This window comes from uncultured Amaricoccus sp. (assembly GCF_937858865.1).
Taxonomy (GTDB): Bacteria; Pseudomonadota; Alphaproteobacteria; order Rhodobacterales; family Rhodobacteraceae; genus Amaricoccus.
Genome location: NZ_CALLYO010000551.1, coordinates 1 through 9,128, shown reverse-complemented (window position 1 = coordinate 9,128; position 9,128 = coordinate 1). Strand labels below are relative to the sequence as shown.

The following is a 9,128-nucleotide window of genomic DNA, read 5'->3' as shown; positions in this document are numbered from 1 at the left end:
GGTGGATCGGTCCGGGATCAGGCGGATCGGCCGCAGCGCTCCCTGCTCCCCGGACCGGGCATGCTCAGCCGAGCGGGACCTCGCGCGAATGCGTGACCTTCGGCGGGCCGGCGAAGAAGGGACCGACCAGCGCCCGCCAGGCCTGGAAGGCCTCCGACCCGCGGAAGGTCTCCATATGGTCCTCGACGGTGCGCCACTTCACCACCAGCCGGTAGACCTCGGGCGTCTCGACCACGCGGTGCAGCGCCATCCCGTGGCAGCCCTCGGCGCCGAGGAAGAGCGGGCGGGCCCTGGCCACCGCCGCCTCGAAGCCGGCAGCGTCGGTGACGGTGATCTCGGCGATCTCCAGAAACATCCTCTCCTCCCTTGGCACCAGATGCTACGTCGCACCGATGCCGGGCCGGATCCAGACGATTCGCGCCGGATAATCGGCGCGAGGCCTGCCGCCGCCCGCCGGGTGGGCACGTGTGCCCAAAAGGTCATGTGATTGATATTGCTGGGAAACCCTAGCCGCCGTCAACCAGTTCTTAACCTTGCTTAACGCGGCGGCGCGCCCGGAGCGAAGGCGATGAAGCGCGCGATCGCCCATCGGCCGTCCGGCTGGCGCCGGAAGACGTCCATCCCCTCCTCGGTCGTCGTCTCGGTCCCGCCCTGCGCCGCGGCGGTGAGCGTCCAGGTCAGCCGGACGACGGCGAGGTCGCCCGAGACGATGACCTCGTGCACCTCGGGCGCGTCATAGCGGAGGCGGAGATCGTCGCGCGCCAGCACCTGCGCGAGGTTGCCGCACATCGTCGCCCGGGTGCCCCGCGGCTCCTCCGGGAGCGCATACTGCAGGTCCGGGGCGAAGAGGTCGCAGGCGCCGGCGGCGTCGCGGGCGTTGAAGGCGGCGGCCCAGGCCGTCAACCGCGCGCGGATGGCCGCCGCGTCCGCCGCCGGGTCGGCGTACGCCGGGATGGCGGCGAACGCGAGGACGAGCGGCAGCAGGCGGCCGGGCACGCGGCCTCCGGCGGCTATGCGGCGGGCGGCCAGGTCTTCGCCACCATGGTGAGAACGTCGTACTGCGCGACGAGCGCGCCGCCCTGCTTGGTCACCTGGCAGTCCCAGCGCACCTCGCCGTGCTCGGCGCCGGAGCGCGGGTTGATCTCCTTGCAGGTCAGCCGCACGCCGAGCGTGTCGCCGGGATAGACCGGGGTCAGGAAGCGCAGGGAGTCGACGCCGTAGTTGGCGAGGACCGGGCCCGGCGCCGGGTCGACGAAGAGACCGGCGGCGAAGGAGACGATCAGGTAGCCGTGGGCGACGCGGCCGTCGAAGAAGGGGTTCGCCTTCGCCGCCGCCTCGTCCATGTGGGCGTAGAAGGTGTCGCCGGTGAAGCCGGCGAAATGCTCGATATCCTCCAGCGTCACGGTGCGGGTGGCGGTGACGAGCTGGTCGCCGATCCTGAGCTCCGCCAGGGACTTGCGGAACGGATGCGTGCCGTCGCTGGAAGCATCGGCGCCTTCGATCCAGCGGCCGGTGACGGCGGAGAGGAGGCGCGGGGCGCCCTGGACGGCGGTGCGCTGCATATAGTGCTTGACGCCGCGGATGCCGCCCATCTCCTCGCCGCCGCCGGCGCGGCCGGGGCCGCCGTGGACGAGGACCGGCAGCGGCGAGCCGTGGCCGGTCGAGGACTTGGCGCTCAGCCGGTTGCCGATCAGCACCCGGCCGTGGAAGGGGGCGAGGCCGAGCACGACCTCCTCGGCGATGGCCTTGTCGTCGGTGAAGACCGAGGCGACGAGCGAGCCCTTGCCGCGCCTGGCGAGCGCTATGGCCTCGCCGATGTCGTCGTAGGGCATGACGGTGGAGACCGGGCCGAAGGCCTCGACGTCGTGGATGGCGTCCTTGCCGAGCGGGCTGTCGGCGAAGAGGACGACCGGGTTGAGGAAGGCGCCCTTCTCGGCGTCGCCCGACGCGACGCGGACCTCGTCGGGGTCGCCCGCCACGATCTCCGCCTCCTGCTGCAGCTCGCGGATGCGCTCGCGCACCTCCCTGCGCTGGTCGAGGCTGGCGAGCGGGCCCATGCGGGTCGCCTCGTTCGCCGGATCGCCGAGCGCGGTCTTCGCCAGACGGTCGCCGAGCGCGGCGACGAGCGCGTCGGTGAAGGCGCGCGGCGCGATGACGCGGCGGATGGCGGTGCACTTCTGGCCGGCCTTCACCGTCATCTCGCGGGCGACCTCCTTGACGAAGAGGTCGAACTCCGGCGTGCCGGGGGCGGCGTCGGGGCCGAGGATCGAGGCGTTGAGGCTGTCGGCCTCCATGGTGAAGCGGACCGAGTTCTCGACGATGGCCGGATGCGAGCGCAGCTTGCGCCCGGTCCAGGCCGAGCCGGTGAAGGTGACGACGTCCTGGCCGGTGACATGGTCGAGCAGATCGCCGGTCGAGCCGGCGATGAGCTGGATGGCGCCCTCGGGCAGGATGCCCGACTCGACGATGCGGCGGACGACGAGCTCGGTGAGGTAGGCGGTCTGGCTCGCCGGCTTCACGATCGAGGGGACGCCGGCGATGAAGGTCGGGGCGACCTTTTCCAGCATGCCCCAGACCGGGAAGTTGAAGGCGTTGATGTGGACGGCGACCCCTTCGAGCGGGGTCAGGATGTGCTGGGCGGAGAAGGAATTGTCCCGGGAGAGCTGCTCCACGTCGCCGTCGGTGAGGACGCGGGTGTTCGGGAGCTCGCGCCGCGCCTTGGAGGCGTAGGAGAGCAGCGTGCCGGCGCCGCCCTCGATGTCGATCCAGCCGTCCTGGCGGGTGGCGCCGGTGGCGAAGCTCTCGGCGTAGAACTCCTCCTTCAGCTCCATGAGCTTCTGGCCGAGCGCCTTCAGCATCGCCGCCCGCTCGTGGAAGGAGAGCCTGCGGAGCTTCGGCCCGACGACGTCGCGGCCCCAGGCCAGCGCGCCGGCGAAGTCGACGCCGGAGGAGTCGATATGGGCGACGGGGGCGCCGGTGGCGGCGTTCAGCAGGGTCTGGCCCCTGCCGTTGCCTTTCACCCACGCGCCGCCCACGTAGCTTTCGAGGGTGCGGGGCTTGCTCGTGACGTCGACGGACATGGGGCTTCCTCAGGCAAGGCCGAGCGGGGCCAGCGCCTCGCGGACCCTTGCGGTCCAGTCGGCGAGCAGCGCCTCGTTCGGGCGGTGGCGGAGGCCGAAGCGCTTCTGCGTCTCGAACCGGGCGGAGTTCATCGTGCCGAAGCTCTCGGCGACCTTCGGCTGCCAGTAGGCGACGGCGGCCGCGGCGGCAGCCCGGCCCTCCTCGCCCGCGACGAGGTCGGCGAGGCCGGTGAGGCCGAGGTCGGTGTGGCGCTTCTCGCGCGGGGCGATGTCGCGGAAGACGTCGGCGAGCGGCGCATAGGAGACCTTCGACATCTCCTCGAGCGTGACGCCGGCGGCGAGGCCCTGCAGCACGTTCATCACCACGGCGTCGGCCCAGCCCTCGATCGGATAGTGGAAGACGGCGAGGCGCATGTCGTTGCCGTGCCGTGCCTGGCCGAGCGCGGCGTCGCGCGGCAGGCGGGCGGCCCAGGGATGCTGGGTCGCGTAGCGGCCCTCGTCGGCGCCGAAGTCGCCCATGAGCTTCAGGACCCGCTCGGCGTGGTCGGCCTTCTCGAGGGTGATCCTGCAGGCGGCGATGCGGGCGGTGATGCTCGGCGCGGTGTTGATCGTGTCGGCGAAGCCGGCGGAGGCCGCCAGCTCGCTGTCGACGAAGCTGGCCATCAGCCGCAGCAGCTCGCCGCGGTAGCGCGAGGGCACGTTGGCCGGCGAGGTGAGCTGGCCGCCCTGGGCGAGGTAGTCCTCGATGGGCATGGTCGCGGTGTCTTCGGACATCTCTCTCTCCCTCACTGGTCGTAGCTGACGACGACCTTGTCGCTCAGCGGGAAGCACTGGCAGGTCAGCACGTAGCCCTGCTGCACCTCGTAGTCCTCGAGCGCATGGTTGGTGGCCATCTCGGTCTCGCCCTCGAGCACCTTGGCGCGGCAGGTCGAGCAGACCCCGGCCTTGCAGGCGTAGGGGGCGTCGATGTTCGCCTCCAGCGCCGCGTCGAGCAGGCTCTGGCCGGCCTTCGGCATGCGGAAGGTGCGGGTGGCGCCGTCGAGGGTCACCGTCGCCTCGGTCGAGTTCGACGTCGAGACCTCGGAGGTCGCGACCCGCTTCTTCGCGCGGCCGGGCTGGCCGGAGGCGAAGAGCTCGAACTTGATCTGCTCGTCGGCGAGCCCGTGCTCCCGGAGCGCGCCGGCGATCGCCAGCATCATCGGCTCGGGGCCGCAGATGAAGGCGGTGTCGATCGAGGGCAGGTCGATCCAGGTGCGGAAGAGCGCCTCGCACTTCTCGGCGTCCACCCGGCCGCTGAAGAGCTCGATGTCCTGCGCCTCGGACTCCAGCACGTGGATGATCGAGAGGCGGCCGAGGTGGCGGTTCTTCAGGTCCTCGAGCTCCTCGCGGAACATGATCGAGCCGATCTGCCGGTTGGCGTAGACGAGGGTGAAGGTCGACTTCGGCTCGGCCGCCAGCACGGTCTTGATGATCGAGAGCAGCGGCGTGATGCCGGAGCCGCCGGCGAAGCCGAGGTAGTTCTTCGCCGCCTCGGGCTCGATGGGCGTGAAGAAGCGGCCCATCGGCGGCATCGCCTCGAGGGTGGTGCCGGGCTCCAGCTCCTCGTTGGCCCAGGTCGAGAAGGCGCCGCCGTCGACGCGCTTGATGCCGACCCTGAGGCACCCCTCGCCCTTGCCGGCGCAGATCGAGTAGCTGCGGCGGAGCTCGTCGTCGTCGAACTTGCGGCGGAAGGTCAGGTACTGCCCTTGGGTGAAGTCGAAGAGCGCGGCGTCCTCGTCGCGCGGCTTCAGGGTGACGACGACGGCGTCGCGGGTCTCGCGGCGGACGTCGACGACATCGAGGGAATGGAAGCGTGCCATTTCTGTTGTCCTTAGTCCGCTCAGATGCACTTGAAGTAGTCGAAGGGTTCCAGGCAGTCGTCGCAGCGGTAGCTGGCCTTGCACGGGGTCGAGCCGAACTGGCTGACCTTGGTCGTGTGGGTCGAGCCGCAGCGCGGGCAGGGAACCGTGAGGTTGCCGCCCGTCATCCGGTTGACCCGCCCCATCAGGCGCCCGTCGGCGGCGGTGCCGTCGATCGGCGGGGCGATGCCGTAGGCGCGGAGCTTGTCGCGGCCGGCCTCGCTGATCCAGTCGGTGGTCCAGGCGGGGGAGATCTGCCGCTTCAGCTTCAGCTTCTCGATCCCCCTCTCCCGGAGCGCCTTCTCGATGTCGAGGTTGATGACCGCCGTGGCCGGGCAGCCGGAATAGGTGGGCGTGACGGTGACGACGAGGGTATCGTCGTCCCAGGCGACATCGCGGATGATGCCGAGGTCGGTCAGCGAGATGACCGGGATCTCCGGGTCCGGGACATGGCTCAGCCAGTCCCAGACCTCCTTGGGGCTGGGTCGGGTAACGGTCGCCATCTCGATCTCACCAGGTGGCGCCGGGATAGGCGCGCTGCAGGAACTGCATGTCGGCGAGGATGTAGCCGAGATGCTCGGTATGGACCCCGCGCTTGCCGCCCTTGTGGGCGAAGGCGCCCTCGGGGATGGTCAGCGTCGCGGCGCCCAGAACGTCGCGGACGGTCCGCTCCCAGGCGGGCCTGAGGCTCGCCGGGTCGGCGATGCGGCCGGCTGCGGCCGCCTCGGCGTCCTTCTCGTCGGAGAGGAACATCTCGCCGGTGTAGGGCCAGAGCGCCTCGAGCGCCGCCTGCATCCGGCGGTGGCTCTCGTCGGTGCCGTCGCCGAGGCGGATCACCAGATCCGAGGACCGCTCGAGATGGTAGGCGACCTCCTTGGCGGCCTTCACCGCGATCTCGGCGACGCGCGGATCACTGGAGCCGGCGAGCGCCTTCAGGAGCTCGAGGTGATAGGCGTCGAACAGGAACTGCCGCATCAGCGTGTGGCCGAAGTCGCCGTTCGGACGCTCGACGATCAGCAGGTTGCGGAAGTCCCAGGCGTCGCGCAGGTAGGCGAGATCGTCGGCCGAGCGGCCCTTGCCCTCCACCTCGCCGGCGAGGCCGAGCCACATCTGCGTCTGCCCGATCAGGTCGAGCGCGACATTGGCCAGCGCGATGTCCTCCTCGAGGGCGGGCGAGTGGCCGCACCATTCGGAGACGCGGTGGCCGAGGATGAGCGTCGAGTCGCCGATGCGCAGCAGCGCCTCGAAGAAGGCCTCCTGGCCGGCGTCCGGCGTCGGGACCTCGGTCGCGCGGCTCGCGGCCGCGGCGCCACGCGCCAGCTCGGCGACGTCGGGCGTGTTCATGTCGGGGAGCGACGGCATCTTACATGTGCCCCACTTCTTCGGGAATGTCGTAGAAGGTCGGGTGACGGTAGACCTTGGAGTTCGAGGGCTCGAAGAGCGGCCCCTTCTCCGACGGGCTCGACGCGGTGATGTCGACCGACTTCACCACCCAGATCGACACCCCCTCGTTGCGGCGGGTGTAGACGTCGCGCGCGTTCAGGATCGCCATCTCGGCGTCCGGCGCGTGCAGGCTGCCGACGTGGCGGTGGTTCAGACCGTGCTGGCCCCGGATGAAGACTTCCCAGAGCGGCCATTCCTTGGACATGCTTTCTCTCCCTAAGACTCGGGCGATGCCTCGCGGCACCTTCCTGGCTGCTATTCGGCGGCGACCGGCGCCTTGCGGGCGGCGGCCTTCTCGGCATGGGCGACCAGCCCCTCGCGGAACCAGGCGCCGTCGTCCCAGGCCTTCACCCGGGCGCCGAGCCGGTCCTTGTTGCAGGGGCCGTTGCCGGCGATGACGTCGAAGAACTCCGACCAGTCGGGCTCGGAGAAGTCGTAGCCGCCCTTCTCCTCGTTCCACTTCAGGTTCGGGTCGGGGACGGTCAGCCCGAGATACTCGGCCTGCGGCACGGTCTGGTCGACGAACTTCTGCCGCAGCTCGTCGTTGGTGTTCATCTTGATCTTCCAGGCCATCGACTGGGCGCTGTGCACCGAGTCCTTGTCGGACGGCCCGAACATCATCAGCGACGGATACCAGAGCCGGTTCAGCGCATCCTGCGCCATCGCCTTCTGCGCCGGCGTGCCGGAAGCCATCTTCATCATGATGGCGTAGCCCTGCCGCTGGTGGAACGACTCCTCCTTGCAGATGCGGATCATCGCCCGGCTGTAGGGCCCGAACGAGGTCCGCTGCAGCGGCACCTGGTTCATGATCGCCGCCCCGTCGACCAGCCAGCCGACCGCGCCCATGTCGGCCCAGGTCAGCGTCGGGTAGTTGAAGATCGACGAATACTTCATCTTGCCCTTGTGGAGCAGCTCCATCAGCTCGTCGCGGCTGACGCCGAGCGTCTCGGCGGCGCAGTAGAGATAGAGCCCGTGCCCCGCCTCGTCCTGCACCTTGGCGAGCAGGATCGCCTTGCGCTCCAGCGTCGGCGCGCGGGTGATCCAGTTGCCCTCCGGCAGCTGGCCGACGATCTCGGAATGCGCATGCTGGCCGATCTGGCGGATCAGCGTCTTGCGGTAGCCCTCGGGCATCCACTCCTTGGGCTCGATCTTCTCGCCGCGGTCGATGCGCTCCTGGAAGGCGCGCTCCTCGGGGGTCATCTCCTCGGGCTTCTTCAGGCCGTCGGTCGAGACGAGCTGGGCGTACATGACTGGCTTCCTCCTCAGACGCGTTCGATGATTGCCGCGATGCCCTGGCCGACCCCGATGCACATGGTGCAGAGCGCGTAGCGGCCGCCGCGGCGGTTGAGTTCGTACATGGCGGTGGTGACCAGCCGGGCGCCCGACATGCCGAGCGGATGGCCCATCGCGATCGCGCCGCCATTGGGATTAACATGCGCCGCATCGTCCGGCAGGCCAAGCTCCCTGAGCGTGGCGAGCGACTGCGACGCGAAGGCCTCGTTGAGCTCGATCACGTCCATCTGCCCGATGGAGAGACCGGCGCGCGCCAGCACCCGCTTCGCGGCCGGCGCCGGCCCGATGCCCATGATGCGCGGCTCGACCCCGGCGGCGGCCATGGCGACGACGCGGGCCTTCGGGGTCAGCCCGTGCGCCTTCGCCGCCGCCTCGGAGGCGAGCACGAGCGCCGCCGCGCCGTCGTTGACGCCCGAGGCGTTGCCGGCAGTGACCGAGAGGTCGGGGCCGTTGACGCCCTTCAGCTTCGCCAGCGTCTCGACCGTGGTGCCCGGGCGCGGATGCTCGTCGGTATCGACGACGACGGGGTCGCCCTTCCGCTGCGGCACGGTGACCGGGACGATCTCGTCCCGGAACCTGCCGGTCTTCTGCGCCGCCTCCCAGCGGGCCTGGGAGCGGGCGGCGAAGGCGTCCTGGTCGGCGCGGGAGACGCCGAAGTCGGCCGCCACGTTGTCGGCAGTCTGCGGCATCGAGTCGACGCCAAATTCCTTCTTCATCCTCGGGTTCACGAAGCGCCAGCCGATCGTCGTGTCGTAGACCGCGTTCGAGCGCGAGAAGGCGCTCTCGGCCTTCGGCATCACGAAGGGGGCGCGGGTCATGCTCTCGACGCCGCCGGCGAGCATCAGGTCGGCATCGCCCGAGCGGATGGCGCGGGCGGCCTGGCCTATGGCGTCCATGCCGGAGCCGCAGAGCCGGTTGATGGTCGTCCCGGGGACGGCGACCGGCAGGCCCGCGAGCAGCACCGCCATGCGGCCGACGTTGCGGTTGTCCTCGCCGGCCTGGTTGGCGCAGCCGAAGATCAGGTCGTCGACCTCCTCCCAGCGCACCGAGGGGTTGCGCTCCATCAGCGCCCGGAGCGGGACCGCCGCGAGATCGTCGGCGCGAACGCTGGCGAGAGCGCCGCCATACCGCCCGATCGGCGTGCGGACCGCGTCACAGATGAAGGCGTCCATTCAGTGCTCCCCCCGAGTCGTTGCTTGCAGGCAGACATTAGCCGACCGGTCGGTCAATGTATAGCAGAAAAGTGTCACACGACCCGGAAAAAAATTGGACATGCCGTGACGCTTCTGGAAGGCTCGCGGCGCGGCGGTATCGAGAGTGTGATGGTGCGCATGGAAAGGGGGCGAACGGCCGGGGAGGCGCCCGGCGCGCCGTCGCTGGCGCGCCTGCTCGACGGCCTGCCGATCAGCGCCGC

At 70.1% G+C, this 9,128-nt stretch carries 10 protein-coding genes; all 10 read right to left on the bottom strand.

Annotation, left to right across the window (positions count from 1 at the left end; genetic code table 11):
* Nucleotides 1-64: 64 nt before the first annotated feature.
* Complete coding sequence (locus tag Q0112_RS16260; RefSeq protein ID WP_297977029.1) at nt 65-355, bottom strand: antibiotic biosynthesis monooxygenase; 291 nt, start codon at nt 353-355, stop codon at nt 65-67.
* 182 nt (nt 356-537) lie between these two features.
* Entirely contained in the window at nt 538-996 is a 459-nt protein-coding gene (locus Q0112_RS16255; protein ID WP_297977028.1) for a nuclear transport factor 2 family protein, read from the bottom strand.
* A gap of 14 nt (nt 997-1,010) precedes the next feature.
* Nucleotides 1,011-3,080, bottom strand: a complete 2,070-nt coding sequence (gene paaZ, locus Q0112_RS16250; protein WP_297977026.1) for a phenylacetic acid degradation bifunctional protein PaaZ — start codon at nt 3,078-3,080, stop codon at nt 1,011-1,013.
* A 9-nt stretch (nt 3,081-3,089) separates the two neighbouring features.
* The gene (locus Q0112_RS16245; RefSeq protein ID WP_297977025.1) at nt 3,090-3,854 is read right to left on the bottom strand and encodes a Phenylacetic acid catabolic protein; all 765 of its coding nucleotides are present in this window, start codon (nt 3,852-3,854) and stop codon (nt 3,090-3,092) included.
* Nucleotides 3,855-3,865: 11 nt separating this feature from the next.
* A complete protein-coding gene (gene paaE, locus Q0112_RS16240; protein ID WP_297977024.1) occupies nt 3,866-4,939 on the bottom strand; it encodes a 1,2-phenylacetyl-CoA epoxidase subunit PaaE in 1,074 nt (357 codons plus the stop codon).
* A 20-nt stretch (nt 4,940-4,959) separates the two neighbouring features.
* Complete coding sequence (gene paaD, locus Q0112_RS16235; protein ID WP_297977023.1) at nt 4,960-5,481, bottom strand: 1,2-phenylacetyl-CoA epoxidase subunit PaaD; 522 nt, start codon at nt 5,479-5,481, stop codon at nt 4,960-4,962.
* Between the two features lie 7 nt (nt 5,482-5,488).
* Nucleotides 5,489-6,340, bottom strand: coding sequence for a 1,2-phenylacetyl-CoA epoxidase subunit PaaC (gene paaC, locus Q0112_RS16230; RefSeq protein ID WP_297977022.1), 852 nt, complete (start codon nt 6,338-6,340; stop codon nt 5,489-5,491).
* Between the two features lies 1 nt (nt 6,341).
* The gene (gene paaB, locus Q0112_RS16225) at nt 6,342-6,626 is read right to left on the bottom strand and encodes a 1,2-phenylacetyl-CoA epoxidase subunit PaaB (protein ID WP_297977021.1); all 285 of its coding nucleotides are present in this window, start codon (nt 6,624-6,626) and stop codon (nt 6,342-6,344) included.
* Between the two features lie 50 nt (nt 6,627-6,676).
* Nucleotides 6,677-7,669 (bottom strand): 1,2-phenylacetyl-CoA epoxidase subunit PaaA, encoded by a 993-nt coding sequence (gene paaA, locus Q0112_RS16220; RefSeq protein ID WP_297977020.1) that lies wholly within the window; start codon nt 7,667-7,669, stop codon nt 6,677-6,679.
* Nucleotides 7,670-7,683: 14 nt separating this feature from the next.
* Entirely contained in the window at nt 7,684-8,886 is a 1,203-nt protein-coding gene (gene pcaF / locus Q0112_RS16215) for a 3-oxoadipyl-CoA thiolase (protein ID WP_297977019.1), read from the bottom strand.
* Between the last annotated feature and the right edge of the window lie 242 nt (nt 8,887-9,128).